Genomic DNA, 17819 nt, shown 5'->3' on the forward strand with positions numbered 1-17819 from the left:
ACGCCCTGGCCGAGGAATACCTCCGCCTGGCCTATCACGGCCTGCGCGCCAAAGACAAAAGCTTCAACGCCACCCTGGAAACCGAGTTTGACGACACGGTGGGGTCCGTAGCCCTGGTCCCCCAGGACATTGGGAGGGTACTGCTGAACCTGCTCACCAACGCCTTCCATGCGGTGAGCGAGAGAAAACAAAAAGAATCGGGGCCCTACACCCCTACCGTATGGGTCCGGACGCACCGTTCCGCCGGGGGGGTGGAACTCACGGTGCGCGATAACGGGGGGGGCATCCCCGAAGCCATCCGGGAGAAGATCTTCCAGCCTTTCTTTACCACCAAACCCACCGGGCAGGGCACGGGATTGGGGCTAAGCATGAGCTACGACATTGTGACCAAGGGGCATGGGGGGAAACTGAACGTGAGCTCAAAAGAAGGGGAAGGGACTACATTCACCCTGGCCCTGCCCGATAAATAAGGTATAACCATAAAAACAACGCAATGAAAATACTGGTTGTAGATGATGAACGGGATGTACAGGTCCTGTTCCAACAAAGGTTCCGGAAGGAAATACGAAACGGGCAGCTCGATTTCCACTTCGCCTTTTCAGGGGAAGAAGCCCTGGAGGTGATGAATGCCATGGCGCAGAAAGCCGTGCTAATCCTCTCGGATATAAACATGCCCGGGATGACCGGGCTGGAACTCCTGGAAAAAATCAGGCGGGAATACGACAAGCCGCCTCCCGTGGTGATGATGATTACCGCCTATGGGGACGAACAAAACCGCAGTGCGGCCAACCGCCTGGGGGCCGACGATTTCCTCACCAAACCCCTGGATTTTAACCTCCTAAAAGAAAAACTTACAACCCTGGAATGATGGTAAAAATACTGGTAGTGGATGATGAAACCGACCTGGAGGTACTCATCAAACAAAAATTCCGCAAACAAATCCGCAATAACGAATACGAATTCGTCTTTGCCTACAATGGCAGGGAAGCCCTCGAAAAACTGGGGCAGGAACCCGATACGGACCTGGTATTGAGCGACATCAACATGCCGGAGATGGATGGGCTTACCCTGCTCTCCAGGCTCCAGGAACTGAACCCCTTACTGAAATCCATCATTGTCTCTGCCTACGGCGATATGGACAATATCCGCACGGCCATGAACCGAGGGGCCTTCGACTTCATTACCAAGCCAATCAATTTTGAGGACCTGATCATCACCATGGAAAAGACCCTGAAACATGTCCGACAGATCCGCGATACCCTCAGGGCGGTAAAGGAAAACAACATTTTGCGGATGTATGTAGACGAAAATGTGCTGAATTTCATGGGGGGGCGCGAATACGAATCCCAGATCACCGCCAGCGAACACATTGAAGCCACTGTGATGTTTATCGATGTATGCGGATTTACCTCTATCAGCGAACAGGCGCCCCCGGAGGTGGTGGTGGGCATGCTGAACACGTATTTTGACACCATCGTTAAAGAGATTATCGCCCAGGAAGGCTATGTGGACAAATTTATCGGGGATGCCGTCATGGCCGTTTTCCGGGGCGACTACCACCTCGACCGGGCCATCGATGCCGCCCTGGCCATCCGTCAACAGGTCAACCAACTGCCCGAAATCGATGGGGATTCCCATTACCGGCCCAAGGTTTCCATCGGCATCAAAAGCGGGGAGATGGTCTCGGGCAACATCGGTTCGGCGAGCCTCAAACGTCTCGATTACACCGTCATCGGCGACACGGTAAACGTGGCAGCCCGGCTTCAGGGTGCCGCGGAGGAAAACCAGATCCTTATTGCAGGGTCCTGCTACCAGCAGGTAAAGGAATCCTTCAAATGCCGGGAAATCGGGGAACTGGCACTGAAAAACAAAGCGGAAAAGCTTTCCGTTTACGAGGTGCTGGAATGAATCCGGACACTTCCCGCCCAATGACCTACAACCCTCCAGCCCAAATGCAAAAACCCCGGCACCTCTGCCGGGGTCAACGCACTAATACTACTAAGATTAAAAGGCTTATCGCAAACGGTCCACAGATTTTACGAGATCCTCGTCCTTTTTGATGGCCTTGTTGGCCAGCACTAAGAAAACGATAGAAAACACAGGAATAAGCATCCCAATACCCTTCTCAGAAACCGAAGTTCCTCCGGATATGCTTAGGGACCGAACCACGAAAAATCCTAGTAAAAAAAGGTTCAACAAGAGGTTGAAGCGGTTCAACACAAATTGTTGTTTTCGGTTTTTAAAACTCAGCACGGAAATTACGGCCAGCACGGTTGAGGCATAAAAGGCTGCGGAAACCCACAATTCCTGCCGTGCATAGACGGCCTGGCCTCCCCCTTCGGTCCACAGGTGGAGCCAGAACGGCAAAATCCCGGTCAGCAGGGCCGAAAGCAAGAGGTAAACCGTTTGAATACGCTGGATCATGGAAGGATTATTCATTCCGAAGGCAAAAATACACGAATTTTCATTTTTCACGCCCAATATTTATGGAGATTCTCCGGGGATTGCCTTTACTGCCGAATTGCGCCGGCCCTTTCGGATTGCACTGATTTATTGCCTTTTGAATGGGAAATGAAAAAATATTCGTATGTTTGTGACGTTATTAGCACTAGCACTTCCGAGTTAGGGGAATCCATTCCCAGGCAATATCCTAATATCATTTCTTCTTTTTTACTGACAAAGTATCGCACCAATAACGTATTTATTTTTTAAAACTCCATGTTTGAGATTTCCGAATTAAAGGCAATGAAGCTTCCTGAGCTTCAGGACATTGCCAAAGGATTGAATGTCCAAAAATACCGTACCCTTAAAAAAATGGACCTGGTTTACCAGATCCTGGACCTGCAGGCCACCAACCCTTCGGCCGTTCAGGAAAAAACGGAATCAGGGGAAGATCAGAAACCCCAAAGGCCCCGTCCCAAAAGGGAACCCCGGAGACCTGATTCTCGCAGGCCTTCCCAGAATGGCCAGGCGAAACAACAGGACAAGCCCGAGGATAACCAGAAAAAGCCCCAGGAGCAACCAGAAAAGCACCAGGATAACCAGGAAAAACCCCAGGATAAACAGGAAAAGGCGGAAAGTTCCAGGGAACACGCCCCCAAATCCAGGGATGACAACCGCCCCAGGAAAGACCAGGGATCGGATGGCCAACCCAATAAACCCCAGCACCGCAAAAAGGAATTCAATAAAGACCGTTCCCAGAATAGCGGCGGGCACGAAAAGAAAAGCAGCAATTTTGACAAGGAGCTGAAAAACAAATACAAGCAACCCGAGTACGAGTTTGACAGCATTATCGAAAGCGAAGGCGTACTGGATATCATGGCCGACGGCTATGGGTTTTTGCGCTCTTCGGACTACAACTACCTCTCCTCCCCCGATGACATTTACGTTTCCCAGTCGCAGATCAGGCTATTTGGCCTGAAGACGGGCGATACGGTCCTCGGCGCGGTACGCCCCCCCAAAGAAGGGGAGAAATATTTCCCGCTCATCAAGGTCAGCAAAATCAACGGGCTCGATCCGGATGTAGTCCGCGACCGGGTGGCATTTGAACACCTGACCCCGCTGTTCCCGAAGGAAAAATTCCGGCTGGCCGAACGGCAAAGCAATATCTCCACCCGCATCATCGACCTGTTTTGCCCCATAGGCAAAGGGCAGCGGGGGATGATCGTGGCCCAGCCCAAAACGGGGAAGACCATGTTGTTGAAGGATATCGCCAACGGCATTGCCGCCAACCACCCCGAGGTGTACCAAATCATCCTGCTGATCGACGAGCGCCCTGAAGAAGTGACCGATATGCAGCGCAACGTGCGGGGCGAGGTAGTAGCCTCCACTTTTGACAAGGAAGCTTCCGAACACGTTCGGGTGGCCAACATTGTCCTGGAAAAGGCCAAACGCCTGACCGAATGCGGCCACGACGTGGTGATCCTGCTCGATTCCATCACCCGCCTGGCCAGGGCTTACAACACCGTACAACCTGCCTCCGGAAAGGTCCTCAGCGGGGGGGTGGATGCCAATGCACTCCACAAGCCCAAGCGGTTTTTCGGGGCAGCCCGGAATATCGAAAACGGCGGGTCGCTGACCATTATCGCCACAGCCCTTACCGAAACCGGATCGAAGATGGACGAAGTGATCTTTGAGGAATTCAAGGGTACGGGCAACATGGAACTGCAGCTCGACCGACGGATCTCCAACCGCCGGATCTTCCCGGCCATCGACCTGGTGGCATCCAGCACCCGTCGCGACGACCTCCTGCTGGACGAGACTACCCTGCAGCGGATGTGGATCATGCGCAAATACCTGGCCGATATGAACCCTATAGAGGCTATGGAATTCATGGAGCAACGCATCAAACAGACCCGTTCGAACGAGGAGTTCCTGATGACCATGAACGAATAGGAAAAGGAAAAACTTTCTTGAAAAACCCGGCTGCGCGCCGGGTTTTTTTATGGTTGGGTCCCGGTTCGGATTAAAATCTTTAAATTAGACCATATGGGCCCGGTACCCCCAACGGTCCCGTCACTTGAAAAACCCATCCCTATGAAACATCGATTGGTTACCGCTACAAGTGCTGTAATTTGGATGCTCCTGCTGCTTGCGGCGGGATGCAAACCCGACAGCAGCGAACAGCAGACCCGGGAAGCCACGGAGAAGGTCGTCCCTCCGAAACAGCTTATTTCCCTTGAAACCGCCCGGGAGTACTACCAGAATTACGGCACCCGGCGCGTACCCCTTATCCGCAGGTATGAAGACTCTGTAAGCCAGGCAACCAACCCGGAAGGCAAGCCGTTTGACGTGGCGCGCTATGTGAGTTTTGATTACCAGGTGCTGAAGGAGTATATGGCATTTATCGAACAGGAAGCGGCACGGGTAAATACCGACATCCATAGCCTGCGCATTTATTTTGCGACCTATCCCGATGCAGCCGGGCGCACCCACCCCAGGCAGAATTCGGTCTTCCTGCTGCCGGCTGTGGAAATGGAAGGGAAACAGTGGGGGCTCTTCATCGATGGGGACCGCCCGGGCTACCTCAACGGCGGGCTGGAGGTATACCAGGGCCCTCCCAGGGCCGAAGCTTCCATGGTTCCCGTCCCGCCCCAGCAGGGCCGCGGGGGCAGCCTCATCCTGAACGAGGGACAAAGCAGTCCTCCCCCATACCAGTAAACCAACCGGCAAATTCCTTTGGCTTTCCTGGCGAACCTTCCCGAATTGCTTTGGCAAAACCACTTTATGATCCTCTATGTGGTGGTGTTTGCAACCTCCCTGTGGCGTTATCCCGCTTATTTTCAAACCCCCCTCCGATGGCTCCCGGTATTGCTGATGTATACCCTGCTCACGGAGACCCTCGGGCTGATCATACGGCTGAACCCCGATTTCAGCATTGTCTTCAGGGAGGTGTATTACAACAACAACTGGTTGATTTTCAATGTCTATTCGCTGTTGTTTTTCCTGTATTTCTATTTTGTTTACTCCCGGTACCTGAAAGGGAAGGGGGCCCAAGCCCTGTTGCGCTACGGGGGCCTGGCCTACGGGGTCGCCGCCCTGCTGAACGGGATTTTAGACGATTTCCAGACGCAATCGCAGGTATATGCCTATGGGGTGGGGGGCCTGGTACTGATGGGCAGTGCCCTGGCCTATCTGCGCCAGGAGCTGGAAGCCGGGGGGCCGATACCGGTGGGCCGAAACCTGCTGGTCTGGATCAGTGCCGGGATTTTTCTCTTCTACCTCGGGTATACCCCAATTAAATACCTTAAATACCTGGTGGTAAATGGCCATAGCAGTTTTTATCCAACCTGGATGGGGCCGGTACATTTCGGGCTTATCTACACCCTTTACGGGTGTTTCCTCCTCGGGTTCCTGCGGATGCAACCCATGAAACCCCCGCACAATAGCCCCGAAAAGCCATAAAAAAACCCGGCCATAGGCCGGGCTTACGTTATATAGCATCCCCTTTATTACAGGCCTGCCACCTGCCTCATGAGTTTGCCCTTGAGGTTTGAGGCCTTGTTGCCATGGATGATATTCCTTTTGGCCAGCTTGTCGATCATGCTAACCACAGAAGGCAGCAGGGCTTCCGCTTTCTTCTTATCGGTTTCGTTGCGCAGCTTTTTGATGGCATTACGCGTAGTCTTGTGCTGGTAGCGGTTGCGCAGGCGAACAGCTTCGTTGCGGCGGATGCGTTTTAATGCGGATTTATGATTTGCCATAAATATCTTTCTTACAGATCTCTCAATTCTTACTTGGTAGCCCGTAGGGGAATCGAACCCCTGTTACCAGGATGAAAACCTGGCGTCCTAACCCCTAGACGAACGGGCCGTTATTTCAAAACAGTTCGCAGTGGCAGTTAGCAGCACATGCAAGCGTCCTGCAGAACTTAGTAGCCCGTAGGGGAATCGAACCCCTGTTACCAGGATGAAAACCTGGCGTCCTAACCCCTAGACGAACGGGCCATCCGCCTGATGAAGAAATCGATTCCAAATAGGCAGGTGCAAAAATACAATTATTTTTTACTAGACCAACTACTCTCCCGGTTTTTTTATCCCCTCAATAGGCTTTTGCAAACAAGACCCGATAGGGGGATGGTTTTCCGGTTACCATGCACCGTCCGGGGTCCGGTTTCGGGTCCAGGGGGATGCAGCGGATCGTGGCTTTGGTCTCTTCCTTGATGCGCTGTTCCGTTTCCTCGGTGCCATCCCAGTGCGCCGACAGGAATCCGCCTTTGGCTTCCAGGACTTCCCTGAACTGTTCGTAGGAATCCACCGGGGTAATGCGCGCTTCCCGGAAGGCAAGGGCCCGTTGGAAGATGTTCTCCTGAATGGCATCCAGGAGGGCGGCGATATGGTCTACCACGGCATCAGCCTTCACGACCTCCTTCTCCAGAGTGTCCCTCCGGGCCACCTCAAAAGTGCCGTTCTCCAGGTCCCTCGGCCCCAGGGCAAGCCTTACGGGGACGCCCTTCAGCTCATACTCATTGAATTTGAATCCGGGCTTGTGGGTATCGCGATCGTCGTAATGCACAGAAATCCCCTTCTGCCTGAGGGCTTCCATCACCGGCCGCGCGGCATCGCTGATGGCCACAAGCTGTTCCTCGCCCCTGTAAATGGGTATGATAACCACCTGTATCGGGGCCAGGCGGGGAGGCAGGATAAGGCCATTGTCATCGCTGTGGGTCATTACCAGGGCCCCCATCAGGCGGGTGGAGACCCCCCAGGAGGTCGCCCACACAAAATCGCGGTCCCCTTCGCGGGTGTCGAACTGCACGTCAAATGCCCTGGCAAAATTCTGGCCCAGGAAGTGGGACGTCCCGGCCTGCAGGGCCTTCCCGTCCTGCATCAGGGCCTCGATACAATAGGTTTCCTCAGCCCCCGCAAACCGCTCGCTGGCCGTTTTGGTGCCCCGGATGACCGGTACGGCCATATAGCCTTCGGCAAATTGGGTATAAACCCCCAGGATGGTCTCGGCCTCCTCAACCGCCTCTTCCCTGGTGGCGTGGGCGGTGTGCCCTTCCTGCCAGAGGAACTCCGAGGTGCGGAGAAACAACCGGGTGCGCATTTCCCAGCGGACCACGTTGGCCCACTGGTTGATTTTCAGGGGGAGGTCCCGGTAAGATTGTATCCACCGGCGGTAGGTGTCCCAGATGATGGTTTCCGAAGTCGGGCGCACAATGAGCTCCTCCTCGAGTTTAGCCGTCTCATCCACTACCAGGCCGCTGCCGTCCTCCGCGTTTTTGAGCCGGTAATGGGTAACCACCGCACACTCTTTGGCAAACCCCTCCACATGGCTCGCCTCCTTGCTCAGGTACGACTTTGGGATGAAGATGGGGAAATAGGCATTCTGGTGCCCGGTTTCCTTGAACATCCTGTCCAGGGCCGCCTGCATCTTCTCCCAGATGGCATAACCGTAGGGCTTGATCACCATGCAGCCCCGAACCCCGGAGTTCTCCGCGAGGTCGGCCTTTACCACCAATTCATTATACCATTTGGAGTAATCCTCCGATCGCGTAGTCAAATTTTTACCCATGGGCAGGAGTTTGGCACAAATCTTGTTAATTTGTTAACAGAAATAGTTGACAAAACTAACTATTTTTAAGATGTTCAACAATATAAAATTCTCGCCATGATACCTATAATCACCCCAAAAAAATTCAGATTAACCGGTGTTCTCGGGATGTTGGGGCTCCTCCTGGCATCCTGTGGTTCCTACCAGCAGGCTTCCTATTACGATCCGGACGGGATCTATACCGGGGGCACAGAGCGGGTAACGGAACGGGTTGTCGTACGGGACAACCGGACGCCCCAGCCGGGCAACCAGGAGGTACAGGATGGTTTTTACCAGAACTACTTCGGGGAAAAGGCCCGCCAGCTCGACGAGGTACTGGAAGGCGAGATTTTCACGGATGCTGATTCCTATTCCAGTGGCCGGGAGGCAGACAGCCTGGGCCAGGTGCAGGGGAATTACTTCCAGGACTACAATAACGATTACGCCGGTAGCCCGGGGTGGGGCGACCGGGGCGACAACGTCAGCATAAACTTCTACGGCGGGGCCGGATGGAACAACTGGGGCTTTTACGACCCCTGGCTCTGGAACGGATGGGGCTGGAACAACTGGGGCTGGGGACCCGGGTGGAACAACTGGGGTTGGGGCCTTGGCTGGAACAACTGGGGCTGGGGCCTTGGCTGGAACAACTGGGGTTGGGGCGTCGGCTGGGGCTGGGGCTATCCTGGTTGGGGCTGGGGCGCCGGCTGGGGCTGGGGCTATCCTGGCTGGGGTTGGGGCTACCCCCATTACAGGAATTACGGTTTTGTAGCCGGCCGCCGGGGATACTATAACCGGTACAACAACATAAATGCCCTAGGGGCGCGTTCGGTCATGGCTGCCAATAACAACGCCCGGGTGAGGACCAATAGCGGGCGCTCCAACCTGAGCACCAACAGCGGGCGTTCCAACCTGAGGACCAACAGCCGGTACACCTCTGCACGCACCAATCGGAGCACCGTCGATGCAGCTGCCCGCAACCGGGCCTACCGCACTACCCGCACTACCAGGGCTACCCCGGCCTATGCCGACCGGAGCCGTTCAGTGAGAACCTACACCGGCGCGCCCAGGCCTTATAATAATGCACGGGGGAATACCTATGGCAACAACGGATATCGCAGCCGGGCCGGCGACACCTATTCCGGAAGGACAGGCAGTAACCCCGGGCGGTCATACCAAAACCCCGGCTCCAGGAGCGGAAGGTCTTATGGGACTTCCCCCGGGTACAGGGGTTCCAGTAGCGGTCGTTCCTCCGGAAGTTACCGCGGCTCGTCAGGGAGCAGCCGGTCCTCAGGGAATTTCGGCGGCTCGTCAGGCGGTAGCCGTTCCTCGGGAAGCATGCGCAGCAGCGGGGGCGGGGGTCGCTCTTCAGGCTCAGGCGGACGTTCCTCAGGGGGCCGTTCGTCCGGCAGGGGCAACTAACGCTGACCACCATCTCACTAAACCTTAACCCTTCGTCCTTATGAAACGTATTGCTGTTTTCATACTCTTCTGGGTATGCGCCATCGGCAGCGCCCAAACCATTAACGATGTCCTCAGATATGGCCTGGAAGACCTCCAGGGAACGGCCAGGTACCAGGCCATGGGTGGGGCCTTCGGGGCCCTGGGGGGCGAACTCTCCGCCCTTTCGGCCAACCCTGCCGGTTCTGCCGTCTTCAACAATGGCCTGTTCGCCCTCACGGCTTCCAATTACAACCGGAACAACACTGCCGATTTCTTCGGGACGCGCACGGGAACAAGCCTCAATGCCCTGGAGCTAAACCAGGTGGGCGGGGTCTTCGTCTTCCGCAGTACCGGTGGCTCGCCCTGGAAAAAACTCGCCCTGGCCATCAATTATGACCTGGTTGAAAATTTCGACAACGAATTCCTGGTCCGGGGAAATTCCCCGGTAGGGACCGACCAGTATTTCCTTACGTTCGCCCAGGGCGTACCCCTGGGGCCCCTGAGGGTACAGGACGGAGAATTCATCGAGGAGGCTTACCTCGACATCGGGTCGCGCCTGGGGTTTGCAGACCAACAGGCTTTCCTGGGGTTCCAGGCAGGGTTTATCGACCCGGAGGACCCCGACAACGACAACAATACCCAGTATTTTTCCAATGCGGCCTACAATACGGTTTCCCAGGAATACCTCCAGAGGACCAATGGGTTTAACGGCAAATTCACCATGAACTTCGCCGGGCAATATCAGGAAAACCTCTACCTGGGGGCGTCCCTGAACTTCCATTCGGTCATTTACGAACGCCTGACCCTGCTCGATGAAACCGGGTACGACCCGGCATCTGAAATCCAGGCGTCTTCCTTCGACACCTTCCTCAGGAGCGAAGGGGCGGGGTTTTCTTTCGGACTCGGGGCCATTGCCAAACTGAGCGAATTGGTCCGTGTGGGGGCGAGTTACCAGTCGCCTACCTGGTACCGCCTGGCCGATGACTTTTCGCAGCGTACCAATACGGACTTTGACGGCAAAAACCCCGACATCACCTTTATCGACTTCGGCATTGTAAACCTATTCGAGGAATACACCGTGAAAACCCCGGCGAGGTTTATGGGCAGCATGGCCCTGGTTTTTGGGCTGAATGGCCTGCTGAGCTTCGACTACGGCTACCAGGATTTCTCGCGGGCAGAGCTGAGGCCCAATTCAGACCCAAGCTTCAATTCGGAAAATGCGTTTATCTCCCAACAGCTCGGGGGGGTTTCCACCTTCCGCCTGGGCGGGGAATACCGCCTGGGCCCGGTGAGCCTGCGGGGGGGGTACCGCTATGAAGAAAGCCCGTTTCGCGACAACCCCAACTGGGGCGACCTGGAGGCCCTCTCCGGCGGGATTGGTTACAGCTGGGGCGGCAGCCGCCTCGATTTTTCCTTCAGCCGGGCCGAACAGGACGTTCAGGAATCCATTTATGATATTGGGCTGAGCAACGCCTCCGTAAACCGGGTCAACCGGTTTTACACCCTCAGTTATACGTTGAATTTTTAAGCAAAACCCCCGCGAATACCACACGGCCCCACGGGGCCGTTTCTTTTTATCGCTTCAGGGAAAAGTGGGCGCGCACCACCTCCTGCACCGGCTGCCCATTGTCTTGCCGGAGGTATTCCAGCCGGAACCAGTAATCCGAGGAAGGAAGGGGCCGGCCATTGAAGGTCCCATCCCAGCCAGGGCTGGTTTGGTCAAGCTGCTTGAGCAGTTTCCCGTACCGGTCAAAAATAAACACTACGGGATTCGTCAGGGTTTCGATCCCCTGCACGTTCCAGGCGTCGTGGATGCCATCCCCGTTCGGGGTAAAGAATTTCGGGTAGCCCACCACCAGGAAAGGGATAGGATTGGTGGTACCGCACCCGTTGGTGTCGTTCACCACCACGGTGTTTTGCCCGGGGGGCACGTCGAGGAACACCGGGGAATCCTGGAAAGGCCCCCCATTGAGGGAATATTCATAACTGCCCCCGCCCAGCACGGTGATCTCCACATTGTTCTGGTCCGAAAGGCTATCCAGGATGTTCACCCCCACCGGCCCGGGAACCCCGTAAAACGTGATCAGGATGTCGTCCTCTATAGTACCTCCCGTGGTCGGTTCAATTTGAACAAAATACCTTCCGGAAGCCGGGCTGCTCACCGTCAGGGTGGTAGCCGCCGGGCCTGAGGCCAGCACCTGGTCCACAACCCCGTCGTCGTTAAAATCGACCGACCAGGTCACGTTGGCAATGTCGGGGCCCGCAGGGGAATTCAGGGCACTCAGCACAATGTCGGGGTCCCCGTTGCAGGCGGCGATATCTAGCCCGAGGAACTCGTCCCGCAGGGTGCAGTCCAGGGCATTGTTTTGGTCCGCATCCACCGAGGAACCGGTAAAGGTCAGGGTAAAAGCTTCCGGGTCGCCATCGAAGTTGGTATTATAGTTGTTCACCAGCAGGTAATAGACCTCCCCGGCCTGTACCTGCAGCCACTCGTCGTAGGTGTTCTGGCTGCCCTTGATAAAGGGCTGGCCCTCCTGGCCGTTGGCGGGGTTTACCCCGATGCCTGTAAACCCGGTGCTGTTCACTTCATAGTTACATCGGATGGGCTGGGCCGTGCCATTGCTGATGGCGCCGCAGTCCACATCGGGCCCGTAGAGGGCAAAATCCCATTCGGCCGTGATGCTCCCCCCGGGAAGGACCGGCAGGGCCTCGATATCAAACCCTATCTGTCCGTCCGTACCGGCGCGGAAAACGAACCAGGAAGTGTTATTTTCAATATTGGCCGAGCTGACGCTGCCCTTTTCCAGGCAGCCTGTCTGCCGGATGACATCCGGGTCGAAATCGTCTATGACCCCGCTCCCATCGGCCACCCAGGTCATGACCGAATCGGCACACACGGGGATGGCAGAGCGGCAATCCGGGGAGTTTTGGGCCTTTGCCGCCTGGGCAAAAACCACAAATATCAAAATAAAAAGCAACGAGTTTCTCATCGCAGGCAGGCAGGCTTTGAAGTATATAACTGAAAGGGTTCTGTTTTAGTATTCCATACCCCCCTGTTTTAGACCAATGGCGCTGCTCTTTCCGACTGGTCCATAAAGCACCTAGCGCACCAGGGAAAAGTGGGTTTTGAGGTATCGGGCTTCCACGCGCTGCCCCTGGTCATTGGTATAATTCAGGCGGAACCAGTAATCCGTGGCAGGCATTGGCCTGCCGTTGAAGGTACCATCCCATCCGGCACTGGTGGCATCCAGTTGTTTCAACAGCTTGCCATACCGGTCGAAAATGAAAATCTCCGGGTCTGTCAGGCGTTCCAGGCCGGCAATCTGCCAAAGGTCGTTCAGCCCGTCCCCGTTCGGGGTAAACAGGGTACCAAAGCCGACTACCGTGATGGTTTCCGTAAGGCTGCCGCACCCCTGGGTACTGCGCATATGCAATTGGTGGGTACCCGCGGGCACTCCTGTGAAAACCGGACTCCCCTGGAAAGGTCCGTCATTCAGGGAATACTCAAAAGGGCCATCCTCCCGGGGCACCACGGTAACCTGATTCGAAGCGCTCAGGTCTTCTATGGCGATCTCCCCTATTGCTGGGGCCACCGCCCTGATAACCTCAACGCTCCTGGAGGCTTCGCAGACCTCCCCCGATTCCGTTCTTCGGGCCGTAAGGGTATAGACCCCCGGGGAGGTTATCCAGATCGAGGGCGCCTGCTCCCCGGTATCCCACTGGTAGCTTACCCCTGGTTCCGGAGTGGGTTGGCCGATCACTACACTACCCCCTTCCGAACAGATGTAGGCCTGGGCCGGAAAATCGAGCTGGGGCACGGGAAGGTTGGTAAGTTCAAAGTGGTGGTCGGCCGCGTAGCAGGCCGGGTTTTCAAGGGACGTTACCCTGTAGAACACGGTTTGGCCGCCTATAGCCGGAACCCACTCCGGGGGCAGGGCATTGGCCCCGGAATGGGCCTCTGCCTGGGTGAGGTGGTAACTCACGCGAAAATCCGATGGGTCCTGGGTGCCCAGGGCCCCTGAATCAAACCCATGCAATCCCGGGGATTCCAGCCTGCCGCAAACAACCTGGTCTGCCAGGGGAAAACTCTGGGGGGCCGGGCTGAAACCGACCTGGACATCGCTGATGAGTTGCGACCCGTCTGCCAGGGCGACCCGTACCCGGTACAGGGCCGAAATCGCCGCCTGCAAGATCGGCCCGGATTCCCCCGGGATTGGGGCGAACCCCGTGCCCGTATCCATAAACCACTGGTAAGCGGTAGCACCCGGGGTTGTGGCATCCAGGGGTTCTACGCTTCCCTCGCAACCGGCCACCGGGGGGCCCAGGAGGTTATCCACGATGCTGCAATCGAGGGCATCAAAGGGGTGGGCCTCAAAAATCTGCCCGGTAAACTGGATGGAAAACCCCGTATTGTTATTGCTGAAGTTGTTGATCATCAGGTAGTAGTCTTCACCAGGATTCACCTCGAGCCAGGCTTCGTACAGGTAGGAGTCGGGGTTTCCGTTAGGGTCCTCCCCCACCCCCATATACGTCTCCTGGTCCTGGTTGTCGAAGAAATTGCACCGTATGGGTTCTCCCAGGTCCCCGCAATCGGAAGCCCGGTAAAGGGCGAAATCCCAGTCTTCCGAAGGGTCAAAACCAATATTGAAGCCCAACTGGCCGGAGGCTGCGGTACGGAACCGGTACCAGGCAGAATTGGACTCGATGTTCCCCGAAAGCGTCAGCTCAAGGCACCCGCTCGTGGCTGCCCCCCCGAAATCGTCATAGCCGAAGCCCTGTACCCCCCCGCTGACAGGGGTGTTGCTGCAAATGGGGATGGCCGTGGCGCAATCCGGCGAAACCTGGCCGGCAACCCCAAAGCAGGCCCCCAGCATCAGGGCAAAAAAGACAGACAGATTTGGCCTCATAAGGCTTTAAAAAGACTTGGAAACCTAAAGTTAAATGGGGTACCGGGTTAACAGGAATTTATGTTGTGTAAGCCCGGATACAGGGCATAAAGTGCCATTTAATGTATATCTTTGCCCTTTGTAAACTGCCTGCCAGATGAAAATTGACCCTGCTTTGGACGCCTCCAGGGATCCCTTCGGGGAAGACCATTTTTCTGCTTCCGAAGAAACCCCTCTGCGGGAGGATGCCTTTGTACTCAGCGATCCCGACAAGATCGAGCGGATTACCGAAAATGTGAGGGACATTATGCTCACCCTTGGCCTGGACCTTGAAGACGACAGCCTGAAAGGAACCCCCCTGCGGGTGGCCAAAATGTATGTGAGGGAAATCTTCGGGGGGCTCCATCCCGACCGCAGGCCGAAAGCCTCCACGTTTCGGAACAAATACAAGTACGGGGAGATGCTGGTGGAGAAGAACATCACCGTATACAGCACCTGCGAACACCACCTGTTGCCCATCGTGGGGAAGGCCCATATCGCCTATATCTCCAATGGTTCTGTGGTAGGCCTTTCCAAGATGAACCGCATCGTCGATTATTTCGCAAAAAGGCCCCAGGTTCAGGAACGGATGAATATACAGATCGTCAGGGAACTGCAAAAGGTCCTGGGCACGGAGGATGTGGCCTGTGTGATCGACGCAAAACACCTGTGCGTCAACTCCCGGGGCATCAGGGATGTGGACAGCAGTACGGTAACCGCCGAATACGGGGGTCGCTTCAGGGAAGAGGCTGTCCGCCGTGAATTCCTTGATTACATCAACCTGCAGACCGAATTCTAAGCCACCCGCTATGGCCCTCTACAAGGAACAGACGTTGCGTATCTACAATTCGCTGACTGGCAAAAAGGAAGTTTTCGAGCCCCTGCACCAGGGCCACGTGGGGATGTATGTCTGCGGACCGACAGTATACAGCAAGGTGCACTTGGGCAACTGCCGCACCTTTATGTCTTTCGACATGGTGTACCGCTACCTGGTCCACCTGGGGTACAGGGTCCGTTATGTGCGGAACATTACCGATGCCGGGCACCTGGAAGACGATGCCGACCAGGGGGAAGACAAAATCTCCAAAAAAGCCCGGCTTGAAAAAATCGAACCCATGGAGGTGGTCCAGCGCTATACGGTGGATTTCCACAACATCCTGCGCAAATTCAACCTGCTCCCCCCAAGTATTGAACCCACGGCTACCGGCCATATCGTGGAGCAGATCGAAACCATAAAGCTCATCCTGCAGAAGGGCTATGCCTACGAGAAAAACGGTTCGGTCTATTTTGATGTGCTCAAATTCAATAAGGATTACGACTACGGGAAACTGAGCGGCCGGAGGATAGAGGATATGATTGCCAACACCCGCGACCTGGCCGCCCAGGACGAAAAAAACAACCCGCAGGATTTTGCGCTCTGGAAACGGGCAGAACCGCAACACATCATGAGGTGGCCCTCCCCGTGGGGAGAAGGCTTTCCCGGCTGGCACCTGGAATGCACGGTAATGAGCACCAAATACCTGGGGGAAACCTTCGATATCCACGGGGGCGGAATGGACCTGAAGTTCCCTCACCACGAATGTGAAATCGCCCAGGCCGAAGCCGGATACGGGAAAAGCCCGGTACGGTACTGGATGCATGCCAATATGCTGACGCTCAACGGGCGAAAGATGGCCAAGTCAACCGGGAACAACCTGTTGCCCGATGAGATTTTTAGCGGGGAAAACGAGATCCTTAGCAAACCCTATTCACCAGCTGTGGTCCGGTTCTTCATGATGCAGGCCCATTACACGAGTATCCTGGACCTCAGCGATGAAGCCCTTCAGGCAGCCGAGAAGGGATATCACCGCCTGATGGACGCCATGGAACTGGTGGAAGGCCTGCCCGAATCGCCGGCTTCCGAAGTGGAGGTCGCCCAATGGCGGCAACGGTGCTACGATGCCATGAACGACGACTTCAACAGCCCGGTGCTGATTGCACAGCTTTTTGAAGCCGTAAGGTGGATCCACCAGGTCAGCGAGGGAAAAATACGCCTTTCAGGGGAAGACAAGCTCCTGCTGGGAGCAACGCTCAATGGCTTCGTGCTTGACGTCCTGGGGCTGGAAAAGGCGATTTCCGGATCGGGACAGGGCCAAACCCTCGACGGGGTAATGGCACTACTCATCGAGCTTCGCAACAAGGCCCGGACCGACAAGGATTACACCACCTCCGACCGGATCCGCGATGCCCTTGGGGAGCTGGGCATTCAGCTCAAGGATGGGAAAGAAGGCACTACCTACAGCCTCTAATCAGAACATTTCCCGCTGCAGCAGCTGCTGAAACGCCTTTGGCGCTACCTGCTTTTTGCTCTTGAAGACGCGGTTGAAGTAAGACCGGCTTTCAAACCCGCAACACATATACACTTCTTTGATACTCCTGTTTGGGTCCTGTAACAGGCTTACCGCCAGTTTAATGCGTTCGGCGTTTATGAATTCCACCGGGGACACCCCGACTTCGTTCTTAAAAATGCGATGGAAATGGGAAGGGCTCATGCAGGCTACCTTGCTCAGGGATTCCACGTCAAGCGGCTCGTGGAGGTGGTTCCTGATGTACCGCACCACATAGGACAACCTGCTGTCCTGCTTCAGTTGTAACGTATCGTCCGTGTAAATCCTGCGCTGATTGGTCTGCAGGACCCGCACAATAAGTTCCCGCAACATATTGTCAACGAAGAACTCCTTGTAGGGGTGGTTTTCGGTAAAAAGGAACAGGAGCCGCTGCAGGATCTGGAATACCGCCGCATCGTTGACAAAATGGAAATTATAATCCATCAGCCCCCACTGCCGCCCGTCGGACTTGGGCATGGCCTCATTCATCCGTTCCAGGACCTGGTCGATCAGCGTTTCTGAGATGGCCAGGGCGAGGCAACGGGTTGGCGCCTCCTTTTGGGCTTCCGGAAAATCGATGCACATCAATTCATGGGATGGCAGGATAAGGGATTCCCCCGGCAGGAACTGGAAGGATTCATAATCCCTCAGGTGCATCACCTTCTTCCCCTGGATCATGCTGGCCAGCACCGGTTGGTCAAACTGCAGCAATACCCTGTCGGCCGTCTGGTGGGTCTCGAAAATATGCATGGCCGCCTGGTCCATGGTAAAGGTGGACTGGTTTTCGACCAGGGATTCGAGTTTTCGGTTTTTAAGGAAGTTGGCAGGAAGTTGCATTAAAACCCTTTATTGCCGCAATATTTTAACATTCAAGATTTTAAATTTAAAAAATATTCCGCTATTTTCTGTTAAAATCATATTGATGATAGAATCCGTCACATAAGCGGCAGAATTGGTCAGGCACTTTACCTGAGCTTCGGGTACCTTGTGGATCGATCTTCTGCCAACTCCCCGGACGGAAGGTGGTAAAGTGTATTAATCCTAAAACCAAAAA

Annotated in this window: 16 protein-coding genes and 2 tRNA genes; 10 read left to right on the forward strand and 8 right to left on the reverse strand. The window is 55.4% G+C overall.

Annotated elements, in window-relative coordinates:
- The 3 genes from NG653_RS13530 to NG653_RS13540 all read left to right on the forward strand — a co-directional run.
- Positions 1-470: sensor histidine kinase (locus NG653_RS13530; RefSeq protein ID WP_252742256.1), on the forward strand; the 470-nt coding region annotated here is incomplete at its 5' end.
- A 23-nt stretch (positions 471-493) separates the two neighbouring features.
- Positions 494-868 carry a response regulator gene (locus tag NG653_RS13535; protein WP_252742257.1) on the forward strand — a complete coding sequence of 125 codons (375 nt, stop codon included), beginning with the start codon at positions 494-496 and terminating at the stop codon, positions 866-868.
- Positions 865-1908, forward strand: a complete 1044-nt coding sequence (locus NG653_RS13540) for an adenylate/guanylate cyclase domain-containing response regulator (RefSeq protein ID WP_252742258.1) — start codon at positions 865-867, stop codon at positions 1906-1908. The genes NG653_RS13535 and NG653_RS13540 overlap by 4 nt, the downstream gene beginning before the upstream one ends.
- A gap of 105 nt (positions 1909-2013) precedes the next feature.
- Here NG653_RS13540 and NG653_RS13545 read toward each other — a convergent pair whose 3' ends face one another.
- Positions 2014-2424 carry a DUF4293 domain-containing protein gene (locus NG653_RS13545; protein WP_252742259.1) on the reverse strand — a complete coding sequence of 137 codons (411 nt, stop codon included), beginning with the start codon at positions 2422-2424 and terminating at the stop codon, positions 2014-2016.
- Between the two features lie 294 nt (positions 2425-2718).
- On the opposite strand from NG653_RS13545, the gene rho reads away from it, so the two are divergent.
- The 3 genes from rho to NG653_RS13560 all read left to right on the forward strand — a co-directional run bounded on the left by rho (position 2719) and on the right by NG653_RS13560 (position 5904).
- The gene (gene rho / locus NG653_RS13550) at positions 2719-4395 is read left to right on the forward strand and encodes a transcription termination factor Rho (protein ID WP_252742260.1); all 1677 of its coding nucleotides are present in this window, start codon (positions 2719-2721) and stop codon (positions 4393-4395) included.
- 141 nt (positions 4396-4536) lie between these two features.
- Positions 4537-5160, forward strand: coding sequence for a hypothetical protein (locus tag NG653_RS13555; RefSeq protein ID WP_252742261.1), 624 nt, complete (start codon positions 4537-4539; stop codon positions 5158-5160).
- Between the two features lie 18 nt (positions 5161-5178).
- On the forward strand, positions 5179-5904 hold the full coding sequence (locus tag NG653_RS13560; RefSeq protein ID WP_252742262.1) for a hypothetical protein: 726 nt from the start codon (positions 5179-5181) through the stop codon (positions 5902-5904).
- 47 nt (positions 5905-5951) lie between these two features.
- Here NG653_RS13560 and rpsT read toward each other — a convergent pair whose 3' ends face one another.
- From rpsT to proS, 4 genes are all read right to left on the reverse strand, one after another.
- Positions 5952-6203 (reverse strand): 30S ribosomal protein S20, encoded by a 252-nt coding sequence (gene rpsT, locus NG653_RS13565; protein WP_252742263.1) that lies wholly within the window; start codon positions 6201-6203, stop codon positions 5952-5954.
- Positions 6204-6237: 34 nt separating this feature from the next.
- Positions 6238-6312 (reverse strand) — tRNA-Glu (locus NG653_RS13570).
- Between the two features lie 62 nt (positions 6313-6374).
- Positions 6375-6446: transfer RNA gene (locus NG653_RS13575), tRNA-Glu, on the reverse strand.
- A gap of 94 nt (positions 6447-6540) precedes the next feature.
- On the reverse strand, positions 6541-8016 hold the full coding sequence (proS, locus tag NG653_RS13580) for a proline--tRNA ligase (protein WP_252742264.1): 1476 nt from the start codon (positions 8014-8016) through the stop codon (positions 6541-6543).
- A gap of 96 nt (positions 8017-8112) precedes the next feature.
- Between proS and NG653_RS14785 the strand changes: the two genes are divergently transcribed.
- Both NG653_RS14785 and NG653_RS13590 read left to right on the forward strand, forming a co-directional pair.
- Positions 8113-9453 (forward strand): hypothetical protein, encoded by a 1341-nt coding sequence (locus tag NG653_RS14785; protein ID WP_305882149.1) that lies wholly within the window; start codon positions 8113-8115, stop codon positions 9451-9453.
- 40 nt (positions 9454-9493) lie between these two features.
- Positions 9494-11002: an OmpP1/FadL family transporter gene (locus NG653_RS13590; RefSeq protein WP_252742265.1), complete on the forward strand. Its 1509-nt coding sequence runs from the start codon at positions 9494-9496 to the stop codon at positions 11000-11002.
- 46 nt (positions 11003-11048) lie between these two features.
- Here the strand turns inward: NG653_RS13590 and NG653_RS13595 are convergent, their stop codons facing one another.
- Both NG653_RS13595 and NG653_RS13600 read right to left on the reverse strand, forming a co-directional pair.
- Positions 11049-12464: a T9SS type B sorting domain-containing protein gene (locus NG653_RS13595; RefSeq protein ID WP_252742266.1), complete on the reverse strand. Its 1416-nt coding sequence runs from the start codon at positions 12462-12464 to the stop codon at positions 11049-11051.
- A 111-nt stretch (positions 12465-12575) separates the two neighbouring features.
- The gene (locus NG653_RS13600; protein ID WP_252742267.1) at positions 12576-14381 is read right to left on the reverse strand and encodes a T9SS type B sorting domain-containing protein; all 1806 of its coding nucleotides are present in this window, start codon (positions 14379-14381) and stop codon (positions 12576-12578) included.
- A gap of 136 nt (positions 14382-14517) precedes the next feature.
- Here NG653_RS13600 and folE point away from each other — a divergent pair, with 136 nt between their 5' ends.
- Both folE and cysS read left to right on the forward strand, forming a co-directional pair.
- Positions 14518-15198: a GTP cyclohydrolase I FolE gene (gene folE / locus NG653_RS13605; protein ID WP_252742268.1), complete on the forward strand. Its 681-nt coding sequence runs from the start codon at positions 14518-14520 to the stop codon at positions 15196-15198.
- A gap of 10 nt (positions 15199-15208) precedes the next feature.
- Complete coding sequence (gene cysS / locus NG653_RS13610; RefSeq protein ID WP_252742269.1) at positions 15209-16687, forward strand: cysteine--tRNA ligase; 1479 nt, start codon at positions 15209-15211, stop codon at positions 16685-16687.
- On the opposite strand, the gene NG653_RS13615 is transcribed toward cysS, so the two are convergent.
- Entirely contained in the window at positions 16688-17602 is a 915-nt protein-coding gene (locus NG653_RS13615; RefSeq protein WP_252742270.1) for an AraC family transcriptional regulator, read from the reverse strand.
- Positions 17603-17819: the final 217 nt, after the last annotated feature.

It is taken from the genome of Robiginitalea marina, assembly GCF_024006985.1.
GTDB classification, from domain to species: domain Bacteria; phylum Bacteroidota; class Bacteroidia; order Flavobacteriales; family Flavobacteriaceae; genus Robiginitalea; species Robiginitalea marina.